Raw genomic sequence first — 15571 nt, 5'->3', positions numbered from 1 at the left:
TGCCGCCAAGGCCCCGGCCCCTCGCGCCGTGCGCCCCGATCCCGCCGCCATGGCCCGGGCGGTCCGCGACTTCCTCACCGCCGCAGGGCTCGACCTCCAGGACGTGAACCTGGTGGACACGCCCACGCGCGTGGCCGACGTGTGGGCGAACGGCTTCCTCGACGGCTACGGCCGCACGCCCGAGGAGGTGCTCGGGAAGACGTACCCCGCGCCCGCGGACTCCTCCGGGGAGCTGGTGGTGGTGACGGACCTGCGCTTCCATTCCATGTGCCCGCACCACCTGCTGCCCTTCACCGGCCGCGCGCACGTGGCCTACGTGCCGGGTTCGCGCGTGGTGGGCTTCGGGCGGATTGGCGCGCTGGTGGACTCCTTCGCGCACCGGCTCATCCTCCAGGAGGACCTGGCCCGGCAGGTGGCGCGCGCGCTCGCCCGCGTGCTCGGCAGCCCCGCCACCGCCTGCATCCTCGAAGCAGAGCAGGCGTGCCTGCGGCTGAGGGCGGACCACCAGCGCGACGCCGTCACCCACGCGGAGGCCTATGAAGGGCGCCTGCGCCGCGACGGCCCCCTGCGCCGCGAGCTGTGGGCCCGCCTGGGGGCACGGCCGGGGACGGGAAGATGAACCCCGCCGCCCAACGCTTCGAACGGGTGGCGCCCGAGCGCGTGGCGGAGGTGCTGGAGGCCCTGGCGGGCGTGCTGTCCGAAGGCCAGGTGAAGCGCGACGCGGACACGCTCGACGCCTACGCGCGCGACGAGTCCGACAGCGGCGTCTACCAGCCCGACGCCGTCCTCCTTCCGGAGACGACCGCGCAGGTGTCCGCCATCTTCAAGGCGTGCCAGGCGCACGGCGTGCCCTTCACCCCCTGCGGCGCGCGCAGCGGCAAGAGCGGTGGCTCGCTGCCCCTCAAGGGCGGCATGGCGGTGAGCCTGGAGCGCATGAACCGGATCCGCTCCATCTCCACGGAGGACCTCACCGCGGTGGTGGAGCCCGGCGTGGTGACGGGCGACCTGATGAAGGCGGTGGAGACCCAGGGCCTCTTCTATCCACCCGACCCGAACTCCTGGGAGTTCTGCACCCTGGGCGGCAACGTGGCGGAGAACGCCGGCGGCCCGCGCGCCCTGAAGTACGGCGTCACGCGCGACTACGTCATCGGCCTGGAGTGGGTGATGCCGGATGGCGAGGTGCTGCGCGTGGGCCGGCGCACCATCAAGGGCGTGGCCGGCTATGACCTGGTGGGGCTGTTCGTCGGCTCCGAGGGCACGCTCGGCGTGGCCACCGAAATCACGGTGCAGCTGATTCCGCTGCCCCGCCAGGTGATGACCGCGCTGGTGGTGTTCCCCTCCGTGCTGGAGGCGGCGCGGGGCGTCTCCGCGGTGCTCGCCGCCGGCATCCTGCCGCGCTGCCTGGAGCTCATCGACGAGGTCGCCGTCCAGGCCATCGTGCACCGGGGCAGCTTCCAGTTCCCCCCGGGCGCGGGCGCCGCCCTCATCGCCGAGGTCGATGGCAACACGCCCGAGGGCGTCTTCGCGGAGCTCCAGCTGCTGGGGGGCATCTGTGAACGGCACGGCGCCACCCAGACCCTGGTGGCGCAGGACGAGTCCCAGCGCGAGAAGCTGTGGGCCGCGCGGCGCGTGATCTCCCCGGCCCTGCGCGCGCTCAAGCCAGCCAAGATTTCCGAGGACATCGTGGTGCCCCGCTCGAAAATTCCCGAAATCATCGAGCGGCTGAAGAAGCTGGGCGGGGAGCTGGGGCTCACCGTGGCCACGTATGGCCACGCCGGTGACGGCAACCTGCACGCCAACATCCTCTACGACGGCCCCGCCCAGCGCCCCCTCGTCGACGAGGCGCTGCGCCGCATGCTGATGCTCACCGTGGAGTTGGGCGGCACCATCACCGGAGAACACGGGGTGGGGCACGCGAAGCGGGAATATCTGGCGCTGGAGCAGTCGCCCGCGCTGCTGGAACTCCAGCGCCGCCTGAAAGCCTTTTTTGATCCATCAGGCCTGCTCAACCCCGAGAAAATCTTCCCCGCCGCCAGGCGTTGAAGACTCCGTGGCCGGAAACGTAGGTGCTGTCCCACCCGTCGCGTCGCACGCGTCCAATGGCCCGGAAGGGCGAGCGCGTGACGGGCTTTTGACAAGGGTAAGCGGGCGAAATGCCCTTCTTGGAAGGAATGAGAAACCCTTTCCGTCGTTGCGCGTCCTAGTGACAGATGGACGCGGTTCGTCGGGGGATTCATCGCGTCCGGCAGTTACGAACGGAAGGACGGGAAATCATGGCCAACTCGACGAAGTACGCGGCAGAGGGCCTTTCGCATTACCTGCGTCACCTGGGCGGGCACCAGCAGCTCACGCGTGAACAGGAGTACGAGCTGGCCCGCCAGGCCCGCAAGGGTGACGAGAGCGCCCGACAGACGCTCGCCAGCTCCAACCTCGCTTTCGTGGTCGCCGTGGCGAAGAAGTTCGCCAACCGCGGGGCCCGCCTGGACGACCTCATCCAGGAAGGCAACGTCGGCCTCATGAAGGCCATCGAGCACTTCGACCCGAAGAAGAACGTGCGCTTCGCCACCTATGCCGTCTGGTGGATCCGCGCCTACATCACCCGCTACCTGAAGGACAACCGCAGCCAGGTGCGCGGCGGTGAGGCGGAGCGCGGCAGCATGGTGGACTTCTCGCTGGACGCCACCATCGACGAGGAGGGGGAGACGACCTTCCTCGACCGCATCGAGGACGGCGGTCCCTCGCCGCAGGAGACGTTCCTCTCCCGCGAGCAGGACACCGAAATCCAGGAGGCCCTGGCCAAGGTGCGCAAGCGCATTGGCGACCTGGGCTGGGACATCCTCCAGGAGCGCCTCACGCAGGACAAGCCGCTGACGCTGGAGGAGCTGGGCCAGCGCTGGGGCGTGTCGCGCGAGCGCGTGCGCCAGGTGGAGCTGAAGACGAAGAACTTCCTGGAGCGCTACCTCATCGCGTTCAATGAGAACGAGGAGCACACCGCCACGGCCGACGCGGCCTGAAGCGGCGGGACCGCGACTGTTGCATCGGTGACGGGGTCTGGCGGGGTGTTCGCACCTTGCCGACCCCGTCTTCTTTTTTGCCGCGCTGCGTCTGGCGCGTTCGGTTGATGGTGGGCAAGCGTGCGTGCTAAGGCATTTCGATGCGCTTGAAATTGCTTGCCCTTTGGGTGCTTTGGGCCATCCCGGCACACGCCGCGGATCCCGCGCTGCTCGACCAACTCGACGCGTTGTACGCCAAGCGTGGCGACGCGGAGTCGGTGAAGGCGCTGGACAAGGAGGTGTCCGAGGCGCTGAAGGCCGCGCCGGACGACTTCGACCTGGCGTGGCGCAAGGCGCGCATCCTCCAGTGGCAGGCGGACGGCGCCCCGGAGAAGAAGCTCAAGATGGTCCTGGGCAAGCAGACCTGGGAGGCCGGGGACAAGGCCGCGAAGCTCCAGCCCGCGCGCGTGGAGGGCTACTACTACGCCGCCTGCGGCATCGGGTCCTACTCGCAGGCCGTGGGCATCATGAAGGCGCTGGGGGACGGCCTGGAGGGCAAGTTCAATGAGCGCCTGGACACCGCGCTGAAGATCGACCCCACGTACGAGTACGGCGGTCCCTGGCTGGTGAAGGGGCGTTATTTCTATGAACTGCCCTGGCCGAAGCGCGACCTGGACAAGTCCGTGGAGTACTACCAGAAGGCGATCGCCAAGTTTCCGCAGTCGCTGCGCGCGCACTACTACCTTGCTGAGACGTTGCTGAAGGACGGCAAGGCGAAGGAAGCGAGCGCGGCCATTCAGAAGGTCAAGCAGGGAAGCACCGCGTACAACCCCGCGGAGGGGCAGCGCGTGCAGCAGTGGGCCAAGAAGGTGGATGCCGACATCCAGGAGGAGCTCAAGTGAGGGCAGAGAGTCAGGTCACGACGGCTCCCGCGGCGGGCGGGACGCAGGAGCAGAACCTCGTCCAGTTGCTCGTTCAGCGGGCCCAGAACGCCTCCAAGGTGGGCGTCACGCACAAGAAGGACGGGCGCTGGCAGGACGTCACGTACGCGCAGGTGCTGGAGGACGTGAAGGCGCAGGCGGCGGGCCTCATCGCCCAGGGCGTCCAGCCCGGGGACCGGGTGGCCATCTTCGCCAACACCAGCCTCCAGTGGATCATCGCGGACCTGGCCATCAGCGCGGCCCAGGCTATCACGGTGCCCATCTACGGCTCCAACACGCCGGATGAGTGCCACTACATCCTGAACCACTCGGAGACGAAGCTCCTGCTCGTCGACTCCGACGAGAAGGACGCCAAGCAGGCCGGGCGCCTCTCGCGCGTGCGCTCCAAGCTGGCGAGCATCCCGTCGCTCGAGAAGATCGTCGTCTTCGAGGGCCCCGTCTCCGGCGACAAGGAGCTGACGCTCGCGGACATGGTCGCCTCCGGCAAGGGCCACCCGCAGGCCACCGAGGCCGCGTTCGCCGAGCGCGTGGGGCAGGTGAAGTCGGACGACACCAACCTGCTCATCTACACCTCCGGCACCACCGGCGCCCCCAAGGGCGTCATCCTCACCCACGGCAACTGGGCCTATGAAGCGAAGGCCACCCAGGCCATGGGCATGATGAAGCCCGAGGACTCCGTCATGCTGTTCCTGCCCCTGGCGCACGTGTTCGCCCAGGTGGTGAAGGCCGCGTGGCTGTCCATGGGCTTCCGGCTCATCATCGCGGAGTCGGTGGACAAGCTGCTGGCGAACCTGGCGGAGACGCGCCCCACGGTGCTGCCGTCCGTGCCGCGCGTGTTCGAGAAGGTCTACAACAACGTCGTGGCCAACGGCTCCGCGGCCCCCGGCATGAAGGGCAAGCTCTTCAAGTGGGCCTTCGGCCTCTTCGACGAGTACGCCGAGGCCAAGGGGCAGGGCCGCGAGTACAGCTCGCTCCAGTTCTCCCTGGCGAAGAAGCTGGTGTTCTCCAAGGTGCGCAAGACGCTGGACGAGAAGCTGGGCGGCAACATGCGCATCTTCATCTCCGGCGGCGCGCCGCTGTCCCGGAAGATCGCCTACTTCTTCGACCTGCTCGACCTCAAGGTGCTGGAGGGCTACGGCCTCACGGAGACGAGCGCCCCGTGCAACGCCAACCGGGTGGAGAAGATCAAGATCGGCACCGTGGGCCCGCCGGTGCCGGGCACGGAGATCAAGATCGCCGCGGACGGTGAAATCCTGGTGCGTGGCCCCTGCGTGATGAAGGGCTACTACAAGAACGAGGAGGCCACCAAGGAGGTGCTGGATCCGGACGGCTGGTTCCACACCGGCGACATCGGCGAGGTGGACTCCGACAACTACCTGCGCATCACCGACCGCAAGAAGGACATCATCGTCACCGCGGGCGGCAAGAACGTGGCGCCGCAGAACATCGAGAACACGCTCAAGACCTTCCCGCTCATCAGCCAGGCCATGGTGTACGGCGACAAGCAGCCGTACCTCGTCGCGCTCGTCACCGTGTCGGAGGATCCGGCGCGCAAGCTGCTGGAGGACAAGGGCGCCCCGGTGGGCAGCTACGAGCAGAACTCCCAGCGGCCGGAGATCCGCACCGCCATCGAGGAGATCTTCAAGAAGGTGAACGCGGAGATCCCTCCGTACTCCACCATCAAGAAGTTCCAGGTGATGACGGCGGACTTCACGCAGGAGTCCGGCGAGCTCACGCCCACCCTCAAGGTGAAGCGCAAGGTGGCCAGCCAGAAGTACATGAAGTTCATCGACGCCATGTACGCCAGCGGCAAGGGCGGCGGGGACTGAGGCACGCCCCAGGCGCACCCCCGTGACTTCAGGTCGCGGGGGGCGCGCCCGGCTGAAACGCCCGACGCCCGTCCATGGCCGCTTGAGAGCGGACCAGGGTACGGGCGTCACGGGTGAACGGCGGTGATGTACTTTTTTTGCGTCGGGGGCGGGGCCTTCCCGGGCCCACCCGGACGGCGTCAGGCGTTGTGGCTGGGCGACTTCGCGGCGGCGACGTCCTTGTCCACGCTGGAGGACGCGGACAGCGTGCCGGGCTTCTTGTCGCTGGCGTCGTCCTTGTCGTCGTCGCTGGAGAAGCCGCGCTTGAAGTTGCGCAGCGCGCTGCCCAGGGACGAGCCCAGCTGCGGCAGCCGCGAGCCGCCGAACAGCAGCAGCAACGCCGCGAAAATCAGAAGAATCTCAGGAAGCTTCAAACCCATGGCTTCGCTCCTCGCGAAATGCGCGGGGGAGCATACCGGTGGGAGGTGGGTCGCGCTAGCAACTCCCGCTTCCGCGACTCACGCCTGCCAGCCCGCTGGATGCCCGAGTTCTTCCGACAAGGACACCGGCAGCGTGAGGAAGAGGGTGGTGCCGCCCACGTCCGCCTGGGCACCGACCTGGCCGCCATGGGCCTCCACCTCCTGCCGGGCCAGGAAGACGCGCAGCGGATCCTCCAGCTTGCGCTCGCGGAAGGCGCGCTCCTCGCACTGGAAGACGGCGGTGATGTCCTCTTCCGGAACGGCCGCGCCGTCGCGGCGCACCTCCACCCGCACCTCATGCCCCAGCCGGGCGGCGCGCACGTGGAGCGACTCGCCGGGCTGCGCGCGTCCCAGCAGGTGGTGCACGAAGGCCTCCACCGCGTGCTGGATGCGGCCCGCGTCCACCGCACGTCGGCAGCTCCGGCAGCTCGTCCAGCACCAGCGCCACGCTGGCGGCGGAGGCGGCGGCCCGCGTGCGCTCCACCGCGGCGTCCAGGATGGGCAGGAGCGGCTGGCGCTCGCGCTCACACGCGAGCGCGCCCAGGTCCGCGCGGCTGGAGTCGAAGAAGTCCTGGGCGAAGGAGAGCGCCCGGTCCGCGTTGCGCAGGATGGTCTCCAGCCCGCGCTGCGCCTTGGGCTCCAGCGGGATGCGCCCGTTGAGCAGCAGCGCCGCGTACGAGCGGATGTTGGCCAGCGACCCGCGCAGGTCGTGCGACGCGAGCGACAGGTAGCGCACGCGGTCCGCCACGCGCTCGCCGGTCATCGAGGCCCGGGACGAAGCCTGCCCCTCGCTCCAGGGCACCGGCAGCGCCCACACCAGCCGTCCGCCGTCCTCCAGCGGCTCCTCGCCCACCAGCAGGGTGCGGTCCTCGCGCTCCCACAGGTTCCGCTCGCCGTCGCGCCGGCGGAAGCCCGCGGCGGCCATCAGCCCGTCGATGCCCGCCGCGCCCGGAGCGGGAGGCAGGGCCTCCAGCCCCAGGTAATCCAACAGCAGGGGACCGAGCAGGCGTGGCGTCCCCTGGCGGGGCAGCAGCGCGAGCCCCGGTGCCGCCTCGTTGCTCCCAGGTGTCTCCCCCATCCACGTCACGCGGACCTCCCCTGCCCGTGCCTCGAATCACCGGAAGGGTGGGCAGTGACTGTCGGTTTTGCAACGGGCTCCCGCTCTGGGGCGAAGGCCCTTAATTTCTTGCGCCAGGAGGGCCGCTGATGGTGGATGATCGCCCCTTGGTAGCGGTATCGAGGAGACACCTCTGACCTCGCTCAACGCACAGCACACTGGCGCACCCGTGGTTCTGGTCGTGGACGATGATCCCGACATCCTGGAGGCCCTGTCGGAGATCCTCGAAGCCGAGGGCTTCGAGATCCGCCGGGCCCGCAACGGCAAGGAGGCCCTGGAGCGCCTGGAGCCGGACCCTCCCCACCTCATCCTGTTGGACTTGATGATGCCGGTGATGGACGGCTGGGAGTTCGCCCAGCGCATGCGCCAGAAGCCGGACTTCGCGGCCATCCCCATCATCGTCCTCAGCGCGGACCGCAACGTCGGCAGCAAGGCGAAGGACATTGGCGCCATGGGCCACCTGGCCAAGCCCTTCGAGCTCAACGACCTGCTGTCGATGGTGCGACAGTCGCTCAGCCCCCCGGTGGACACCTCGCGCGTCTGAGGCGCCGCACAGGGCCGTGCTTGACCCGACGGTGGGGCGCCATTACGGTCCGCGCAGGCTTGATTCACCAATCAACGCTGATCAAAGGAGCGAGTCATGGCGACCGCGAAGGAAATCATCGAGACGGAGATCCCCAACCGGCTGCAGGCGAAGCCTGAGCTGGCGAAGGAGATCAACGCCGTCATCCACTTCGACGTCTCGGGTGAGGGCGGCGGCAAGTGGACGCTGGACACCACCAAGTCCGAGGGCTGGGTGTCCGAGGGCATCAACGGCGCGTCGAAGATGACGGTCTCCGTCAGCAACGACGACTTCGTGAAGATCACGGAGAAGAAGCTCAACGCGCAGATGGCCGCCATGCAGGGCAAGCTCAAGTTCAAGCCCATGGACATGGGCCTCGCCATGAAGCTGGCGAAGCTGCTGGGCTGAGCCTCTCCGTATCGTGTCGTACCGACGGCGCGTCACCCTCGAGGGGACGCGCCGTCCGCATGTCTCCACCTCCCCCTGGAGCCCCCTTTCATGCCTGAGCCGTCTTCCCCTCTCGCCGGCCTGCGAGTGCTGGACCTGTCGCGCCTGTTGCCCGGCCCGTACGCGACGCTGGTGCTGGCGGACCTGGGCGCCACGGTGGACACCGTGGAGGATCCGGACGTGGGGGACGCCACCCGCCACATGCCGCCGCACCGCGACGGCGAGGGCGCGCTCTACTACGGGCTGCACCGCAACAAGCGCTCGCTCACGCTGAACCTCAAGACGCCGGAGGGCCGCGACGCGCTCGTGCGCCTGGTGTCCGGCTACGACGTGCTGGTGGAGAGCTTCCGCCCCGGCGTCATGGACAAGCTGGGCGTGGGCGAAGCGGTGCTGCGCCAGCAGAACCCCCGGCTCATCTACTGCGCCATCTCCGGCTACGGCCAGACGGGGCCGGACCGGCTCAAGGCGGGGCATGACCTCAACTACGTGGCCCGCGCGGGCCTGCTGGGCTACGGCGGCGAGCCCGGCGGCGCGCCCGCGTTCCCGGGCGTGCAGGTGGCGGACATCGGCGGGGGGAGCCTCTTCGCGCTGGTGGGCATCCTGGCCGCGCTGTACGAGCGCGAGCGCACCGGCGTGGGCCGCTTCGTGGACGTGTCCATGACGGACGGCGCGCTGGCGTTCCTCCACCTGCACCTGGCCTCGCGCCTGTTCATGGGGAAGGAGGGCGCGCCGCTCCAGCGCGGACGCGAGCCGCTCAACGGCGGCTATCCCAGCTACGGCCTGTACCGCACCGCGGACGACCGCTGGCTCGCGGTGGGCGCGCTGGAGCCCAAGTTCTTCGGCGCGCTCTGCGCGAAGCTGGGCCGCCCGGAGCTCCTGGACGACGCGTACACCGGCGGTGAAGCCAGCTCTCGCGTGAAGGCGGAGCTCACCCGCGTCTTCGCGGGCCAGCCCCTGGCGCACTGGCGCGAGCAGCTCTCCGGCGCGGAGTTCTGCGTGGAGCCGGTGGCGGAGGGCGACGAGGTGCTGGCGGATCCGCAGCTGCGCGCGCGCGGCCTCTTCGTGGAGGCGGAGGATGCGCAGCGCGGCATCCGCGTCACGCACCTGCTCACGCCGCTGCGCATGGGCGACGTCGCGCTGCGTCCACCGCCCGCGCTGGGCCAGCACTCGCGCGTCATCCTGGAAGACGCGGGTTTCACCGCCGAGGAAATCTCGCGCCTGATTGCATGAGTACCGCGTGAAACGACCCGTGAAGGCGGGTTCGTAAGCGGATCCGAAGTGACCCGTTGCTGATTGACAGCTCTGGGGCCACAGTTAGATCTTTCCTGTTTTCTGACTGGAAAATCGACTTTCAAGCCCTGGGAAGGAAGGTCCCCCGTGCCCGACGCGCAGGAGCTCGAGTCCTACATCCGAAAGAAGTTCGCAGAAAACGTGGGTCTCACGGAGGCAGAGCTTTTCTCCGAGGACCTGAGCCTCTCGGCGCTGATTACACGCTCCGAGCGGATGACCAACAGCGTGGACTTGATGGAGGCCTTTGCCCGCACGTCCAACGGGCTGCGCAAGGACTTTGGACTGCGGGTGCGCCTGCCCGCATTGTCCCTGGATACCCCCGTGTCGAAGGTCCTGGCGGTATTCATGGGCGAAGTCACGAACCCGGAGCGAAAGTCGGCATGAGCGTCCTGGCGCGAAGCCTCGAGCACGAAGCAGCGACCGTCGCCTCCTCCCCCCTCCCGCCGTCCGAAGGCCGCCCGGCCATCCTGTTGGAGCTGTACGAAGCCCTCACGCAGCGCGGCCTGTCGCTGGTGGACGTCACCTGGGAGCAGCAGCGGCTGCACGAGTCGCGGCGCTGGAGCGTGGTGGAGCTGCTCTCCCAGGTGGACTTCACGCGCATCGGTGAAGCCGACCGGCACCTGGTGTGGAACGCGGGGCGCGCGGAGCTGACGACGAAGCCGGGCGCGGACCGGCTGGAGCGGCTGGCGGACCTGGAGTGCCGCCGGTGGCAGGAGACGAACCCCACCGTCGCCGCCATCATGCAGGCGTGCGGCACGTGGAGCCGCTACTGGAACGAGGAGGAGGCGCACCACGAGACGGCGTTCAACCGCCTGTCCACGGTGCTGCGGCTGGAGCCCGTCACCGACGCCACCTTCATCGAGTTCCGCAAGGTGTTCCCCGACGACGACATGCTGCGCACGCTCACGCTGCTGGCCATCTCCGAGGTAGTGGCGGCGGTGGACTACGGCCAGTGCGCGCAGAGGGTCCAGGCCCCGGGCCTGCGGGCGCTGTTCAAGCAGGTGGCCGCGGACGAGGTGCAGCACATGACCTACTTCGTCGCCTTCGCGAAGGCGCTGGTGGACAGCGGCGCGTACAAGGCGAAGGAGGCGTTCGCGGTGGCGCACCTGTTCCTGCGCGACGGCGGCGAGGTGCACGGCAGCAAGCGCGAGCGCGTGGAATCCCGCGACACCCACGTCAACTGGTGGGATCAGCTGGAGCACCGCGAGGGCTTCTACGCGCCGGACGCGCTGCGCAAGAAGGAGCAGCTCATCTTCCACGCCCTCAAGCGCATCACCGGCCTCACGGTGACGTCGCGCGAGGAGGTGGAGGACACCTGGATGGACCTGGTCGGGTGCTGATGGGCCTGGGCCACGACCTCCAGTCCGTCACGGAGCTGGAGGCCGCACGGGCCCTGCGGGAGCCGGACGTCTTCTTCACCGCCGCGGAGCTCGCCCACTTCGAGCGCGCGGCGAACCCGGAGCAGAGCCTGGCGGCGGGCTTCAGCGCGAAGGAGGCCCTCTTCAAGGCGCTGCCCGCCGTGGACGGCTGGTTCTGGACCGACGCCGAGCTCGTCCACGACGCGCGGCACGCGCCGCGCTTCCGGTTCCACGGCACGCTCGCGGCGCACGTGGCGCGCGAGGGCCTGCAGGTCGCTGTATCGCTGTCGCATAGCGGAGGGTTCGTCTCGACCGTGGTCCTCGTGACGCGCGCTCCGTCCCCCTGAAGTCGCTGCCGCCCCCCCCGGCAGCCAGAAGGACATCTCCCCGTGCACTTCCAAGAGTCCTCCCTCACGTTGCGCGTGCGTCCCAACGACCTGGATGTCCTGGGGCACGTGAACAACGCCACCACCCTGGAGTACCTGGAGGCCGGCCGCTGGGCCTGGCTGGAGCGGCAGGGGCTGACGCGCGGCGGGCCGGTGGTGGCGGTGGTGTCGCGCGTGGAGGTGGACTACCGCCGGGAGATTCCCCCGGGCGACGTGGTGGTGCACACGGAGCTGGAGTCGCCCGCCGCGGACGAGCTGGAGGAGGACGGCCTCAACTACCGCGCCCGGTTCCGGCAGCGCGTGTTCCTGGCGGGGGACGGGCCGCTGGCGGTGGAGGCCCTGGTGAGCGTGGCCTTCCTGGACGCGCGGGCCCGCTCACTGGCGTCGCTGCAGCAGTTCCTGGACGCCGCGCGCGTCCCGGCGGCCACCACCACCCAGGAGTCTCTCCCATGAGCACGAACGCGAAGCCGGAGTTCGCCTCGCAGGAGTTCTGGGTCCCCACGTCCCAGGAGCACGCGCTGCACGTCGTGGAGGCGCGCACGTCCGCGACGCCCGCCTCCGCGCCCGGCATCCTCTTCGTCCCGGGCCTGTTCTCCGACGGCCGCTTCTTCCTGGGCGGGCAGGGCGACGGGCCCGCGCGCTACTTCGTGGACGAGGGCTGCGTGGCCTACGTCGCGTCCCTGCGCGGCCATGGCAAGAGCCGCTGGCCCGCGAAGCGCGCGTATGACTGGAGCTTCGACACGTACGTGCGCCACGACCTCCCGGACCTGGTGCGGGCCGTGCGCGCGCGCCACCCCGGGCCGCTGTTCCTCCTGGCCCACAGCATGGCGGGCTACGCGGCGCTGGCGGCGCTGGGGGTGGACCCGTCGCTCCAGGCGTCGCTGTCCGGCGTGTGCACGCTGTCCTCGGCGGTGAACGACTTCAGCGACGGCGGGTTCAAGAAGCGCTTCCAGCTGGGCTTCTCCTCCGCGGTGGCGGGAGTGCTGGGGCGCTTCCCGGCGAAGGCGCTGAAGCAGGGGCCCTGGGACGAACCCGCGGGCGTGATGCGGCAGTTCACGGACTGGGCGCCCACGGGCGCGTTCCGCAGCGCGGACGGCGCGACGGACTACTGGAGCGCGCTGGGCCAGGTGACGCTGCCGGTGTTCGCGGGCGTGGGCGCGGCGGACGCGTTCCATGCGTCACCCCCGCGCGCGCAGAAGCTGGTGGCCCACCTGGGCAGCGCTCGCAAGGAGCTGGCCGTCCTGGGGCGCGCGCAGGGGCTGAGCTGGGAGGCGGGCCACTTCGACGTGGTGCGCGGAGAGCGCGCCCGCGCCGAGGTGTTGCCCCGCGTCCTCACGTGGATGCGCCAGACGGCGCCCGCGCACTGAAGAACCACGAGGAGGGGAGAACAGCATGCTCGACATCATCCAGCGGCTGGAGTCGGCGGATCCGCGACGCGGCCTGTTTCTCTACGAAGACTTCGTCGGCCCGCCGGAGTTCGTGCCCTACCGGGAGTTCGCCTCGCGGGTGGCCGGGGCGGCGGAGCACTTCCGCGCGCGAGGCATCACGCCGGGCACGCGCGTGGTGCTGCCCTTCGAGACCTCCTCGCCCGTCATCTTCGCGTTCCTGGGGCTGATGGAGCTGGGCGCGGTGCCCCTGTCCGTGAAGCCGTACATCCTGAGCACGCCGAAGGGGCCCTACCGGGACTTCCTCGCGCGCATCCGGGAGCGCTACGGCGCCGCGCTCGTGCTGGACGCGCCGAGCCTGGCCGGGCTGGAGCTGCCCCTGGAGCGGCTGCCGCTGCCGCCCGCGGGGGCGAAGCGCTCGGGCGTGAAGCTGCGCGAGGTGGCGCCGGGAGAGCTGGCGTTCGTGCAGTTCTCGTCGGGGTCCACGTCGTTCCCCAAGGGCGTGCCCATCACCCAGGAGAACCTGGCCGCGAACCTGCGGATGATCACCCGGCACGACGGCCGCACGTCCGAGGACCGGGTGACGAGCTGGCTGCCGCTGTACCACGACATGGGGCTCATCGGCGGGCTGCTCACCTGCCTCGCTGTGGGCAACGACCTGCTGCTGTCGCAGCCCGCCTCGTTCCTGATGGACCCCATGGGCTGGCTGGAGCTCATCTCCTCCGAGAAGGTGATGGGCTCCGTCATCCCCAACTTCGCCATCGACTACGCGCTGAAGTCGCTCAAGTCGGCGGACGCGGACGACCTGAAGCGGCTGGACTTGTCGCGCGTGCGCAGCATCTACCTGGGCAGCGAGCCCATCAACATCCCCAACCTGGAGCAGTTCCTGGAGCTCCTCGCCCCGTGCGGTCTGCGGCGCGACGTGTTCATGCCCTGCTACGGCATGGCGGAGACGGTGCTGATGGTCGCGAGCGTGCCGCCGGGCCAGCCGGTGCGCGTCATCACCGCGCCCAACGGCCAGCCCGCCATCTCCGTGGGCCAGCCGCTGACGGAGTTCGAGGTGCGGCTGCGCGCGGAGGACGGCCGGGTGTGCGGCGAGGGGGAGATGGGCGAAATCGAGCTGCGCGGCGGCAGCCTGGCCCCGTCGTACTTCCTGGACGACCGGCCCCTGCGCGGCGAGGAGGGCTTCTACGCCACGGGCGACCTGGGCTTCCAGAAGGGCGGCGAGCTCTTCATCACCGGGCGGATCAACGACCGCATCAAGGTCAACGGCCAGAGCTTCTTCTCCGCGGACTTCGAGCAGGCCGTGGAGCGGCTGCCCTTCATCCGGCCGGGCCGCACCGCCGTCATCCAGGTGAAGGGCCGCCTCGTGGTGCTGGCGGAGGTGAACCACCCGTCCGCGCTGGAGCGCCTGGCCGAAAGCCGCAAGCAGGTCTGCCAGTCGGTGCTGGAGACGGTGGGCGTGACGCTCGCGCAGGAGGACGTCCTCTTCATCCGCTACGGCCAGCTCCAGAAGACGAGCAGCGGCAAGCTCCAGCGCCGCGCCATCACGGAGGCCTACGAGCAGGGCCGCATCCGCACCGTGACGCCCATGGAGCTGCGCGCGGACCTGCTCCAGATGCGCGCCCAGCGGCTCGTGCTGGGCTCGGTGATGGTCGCGCGGCAGCGGGGCCGCCGGTGGATGGCCTCCGGGAAGGCCGCCCTCTCCGCGGGCCTCCAGCGCCTGCGGCCCGGCGGACAGCGTCAGGACGGGCCTGAGGTTCGGCCGACGCTCGGGCCGACGCCCGCGCCGACGCCTGAGCTTCACCGGGCCTTCGCGGAGGCCCACAGGTCCCAGCCGCGCGCCGCGTGGCACGCATCGCCCACCAGGTCCAGGGCGAGCTGGGGCTGCGTCCGGGCCAGGCCTTCCGTGTCGCGGAAGGCGCCGGTGGCCTCCAGCCGGAGCGTGGCGCTCTCCAGCGCGGCACGCGCCTCCTGCACCGCGCGGGCCTGCGCGGGCGTGGGCTTCCAGCCCGTCTCGTCCCGGTAGCGTCCCAGCGCCTCCAGGAAGTGGCCGTAGAACTTCACCATCTGCACCAGCACCGGGACGCGGTACGCGGGCGCGGCGGTGAGCGCGGCCTCGTACTGCCGCGCCTCCGAACCCAGCCGGTACACCAGCACGTCCACCTGCGCGTCCAGCCGCGAGCCCCACGCCTTGCGCACGGCGGGGAAGCGCGCCCAGCCCGCGACGGCCTGGAAGAAGTGGAGCCCGCCACACGGGTGCGCGTAGATGCCCTGCTTGTTCTTGGGCACCTGGGGGAGGCCCGCCTTCATGCCCCGGGCCAGCTCCGCGTTCGCGGACTCCAGCGTGGCGAGCGCGGCGTCCATGAGCGCGTCGATGCGCACCGTCTCTCCCGCGCCGTTGACGAACGAGCCCCCGGGCTCCAGCACGTGCGACAGCGCGTCCAGCGCCCACGCCCCATCCGGCGAGGCGGCGAGCGCGGGACGGAAGTCGTGCTGGAGCGACGCCACCAGCTCGCGCAGCGTCACCTTGCCCCACGCCGCGCGGAACGTGTGCGAGCGCGGGTAGCCCGCGAGCAGGAAGGTCTTCACCTGGAGCGCCGGGTGCGGCTCCACGGGCGTGCCGTCCGGGGTGAAGGCGTCGAAGAAGTAGCGGGCCGTGGCCCCCGCGTCCGGGGCGTCGCGGCGCAGGAAGCCCGCGACGATGGCGTCCGGGGCCGGGCGGCCGTCCCGTGCGCGGAAGGCCTTCCCGTCCAGGTCCATGCCGTGCGCGAGCGCCCAGGGCCGGGAGGGGTCCGCCGCGTG

17 protein-coding genes and 1 pseudogene are annotated in these 15571 nt (G+C 70.1%); 14 read left to right on the top strand and 4 right to left on the bottom strand.

The window, feature by feature from the left end:
- The 5 genes from folE to ACLEQD_RS19730 form a co-directional block, all read left to right on the top strand.
- A partial coding sequence (gene folE / locus ACLEQD_RS19750) for a GTP cyclohydrolase I (RefSeq protein WP_410385848.1) occupies nt 1-619 on the top strand: 619 nt, incomplete at its 5' end.
- A complete protein-coding gene (locus ACLEQD_RS19745) occupies nt 616-2043 on the top strand; it encodes an FAD-binding oxidoreductase (RefSeq protein WP_410385847.1) in 1428 nt (475 codons plus the stop codon). The genes folE and ACLEQD_RS19745, both read left to right, overlap by 4 nt.
- Before the next feature lie 230 nt (nt 2044-2273).
- Nucleotides 2274-3014 carry an RNA polymerase sigma factor RpoD/SigA gene (locus tag ACLEQD_RS19740; RefSeq protein WP_120528004.1) on the top strand — a complete coding sequence of 247 codons (741 nt, stop codon included), beginning with the start codon at nt 2274-2276 and terminating at the stop codon, nt 3012-3014.
- A 140-nt stretch (nt 3015-3154) separates the two neighbouring features.
- On the top strand, nt 3155-3895 hold the full coding sequence (locus ACLEQD_RS19735; RefSeq protein WP_410385846.1) for a tetratricopeptide repeat protein: 741 nt from the start codon (nt 3155-3157) through the stop codon (nt 3893-3895).
- Nucleotides 3892-5763 (top strand): AMP-dependent synthetase/ligase, encoded by a 1872-nt coding sequence (locus ACLEQD_RS19730; protein ID WP_410385845.1) that lies wholly within the window; start codon nt 3892-3894, stop codon nt 5761-5763. Before ACLEQD_RS19735 ends, ACLEQD_RS19730 begins: the two co-directional genes overlap by 4 nt.
- 179 nt (nt 5764-5942) lie before the next feature.
- On the opposite strand, the gene ACLEQD_RS19725 is transcribed toward ACLEQD_RS19730, so the two are convergent.
- From ACLEQD_RS19725 to ACLEQD_RS19715, 3 genes are all read right to left on the bottom strand, one after another.
- Nucleotides 5943-6182 (bottom strand): twin-arginine translocase TatA/TatE family subunit, encoded by a 240-nt coding sequence (locus tag ACLEQD_RS19725; RefSeq protein WP_410385844.1) that lies wholly within the window; start codon nt 6180-6182, stop codon nt 5943-5945.
- 78 nt (nt 6183-6260) lie between these two features.
- Nucleotides 6261-6587, bottom strand: a complete 327-nt coding sequence (locus tag ACLEQD_RS19720) for an ATP-binding protein (RefSeq protein ID WP_410385843.1) — start codon at nt 6585-6587, stop codon at nt 6261-6263.
- Nucleotides 6517-7299: a sensor histidine kinase gene (locus ACLEQD_RS19715; protein WP_410385849.1), complete on the bottom strand. Its 783-nt coding sequence runs from the start codon at nt 7297-7299 to the stop codon at nt 6517-6519. The genes ACLEQD_RS19720 and ACLEQD_RS19715 overlap by 71 nt, the downstream gene beginning before the upstream one ends.
- Before the next feature lie 208 nt (nt 7300-7507).
- On the opposite strand from ACLEQD_RS19715, the gene ACLEQD_RS19710 reads away from it, so the two are divergent.
- From ACLEQD_RS19710 to ACLEQD_RS19670, 9 genes and pseudogenes are all read left to right on the top strand, one after another.
- A complete protein-coding gene (locus tag ACLEQD_RS19710) occupies nt 7508-7882 on the top strand; it encodes a response regulator (protein ID WP_120528009.1) in 375 nt (124 codons plus the stop codon).
- A 96-nt stretch (nt 7883-7978) separates the two neighbouring features.
- The gene (locus ACLEQD_RS19705; RefSeq protein ID WP_171418861.1) at nt 7979-8308 is read left to right on the top strand and encodes an SCP2 sterol-binding domain-containing protein; all 330 of its coding nucleotides are present in this window, start codon (nt 7979-7981) and stop codon (nt 8306-8308) included.
- Between the two features lie 90 nt (nt 8309-8398).
- Nucleotides 8399-9577 (top strand): CaiB/BaiF CoA transferase family protein, encoded by a 1179-nt coding sequence (locus tag ACLEQD_RS19700; protein WP_410385842.1) that lies wholly within the window; start codon nt 8399-8401, stop codon nt 9575-9577.
- Between the two features lie 147 nt (nt 9578-9724).
- Nucleotides 9725-10021, top strand: a complete 297-nt coding sequence (locus ACLEQD_RS19695; RefSeq protein WP_410385841.1) for a hypothetical protein — start codon at nt 9725-9727, stop codon at nt 10019-10021.
- Complete coding sequence (locus ACLEQD_RS19690) at nt 10018-10977, top strand: ferritin-like domain-containing protein (protein ID WP_410385840.1); 960 nt, start codon at nt 10018-10020, stop codon at nt 10975-10977. Before ACLEQD_RS19695 ends, ACLEQD_RS19690 begins: the two co-directional genes overlap by 4 nt.
- Nucleotides 10977-11342, top strand: coding sequence for a holo-ACP synthase (locus ACLEQD_RS19685; RefSeq protein ID WP_338279579.1), 366 nt, complete (start codon nt 10977-10979; stop codon nt 11340-11342). Before ACLEQD_RS19690 ends, ACLEQD_RS19685 begins: the two co-directional genes overlap by 1 nt.
- A 42-nt stretch (nt 11343-11384) precedes the next feature.
- Nucleotides 11385-11834, top strand: coding sequence for an acyl-CoA thioesterase (locus ACLEQD_RS19680; protein ID WP_410385839.1), 450 nt, complete (start codon nt 11385-11387; stop codon nt 11832-11834).
- Entirely contained in the window at nt 11831-12748 is a 918-nt protein-coding gene (locus ACLEQD_RS19675; protein WP_410385838.1) for an alpha/beta fold hydrolase, read from the top strand. Before ACLEQD_RS19680 ends, ACLEQD_RS19675 begins: the two co-directional genes overlap by 4 nt.
- Before the next feature lie 25 nt (nt 12749-12773).
- A pseudogene (locus ACLEQD_RS19670) lies at nt 12774-13907 on the top strand (AMP-binding protein); the annotation flags it as partial.
- A 662-nt stretch (nt 13908-14569) separates the two neighbouring features.
- Here ACLEQD_RS19670 and ACLEQD_RS19665 read toward each other — a convergent pair.
- A partial coding sequence (locus tag ACLEQD_RS19665) for a hypothetical protein (protein WP_410385837.1) occupies nt 14570-15571 on the bottom strand: 1002 nt, incomplete at its 5' end.

The sequence above is a fragment of the Corallococcus sp. 4LFB genome, from assembly GCF_046520365.1.
GTDB lineage: Bacteria > Myxococcota > Myxococcia > Myxococcales > Myxococcaceae > Corallococcus > Corallococcus caeni.
Note: the sequence above shows the minus strand (reverse complement) of the source record. Positions and strands in the feature narration are given on the sequence as shown.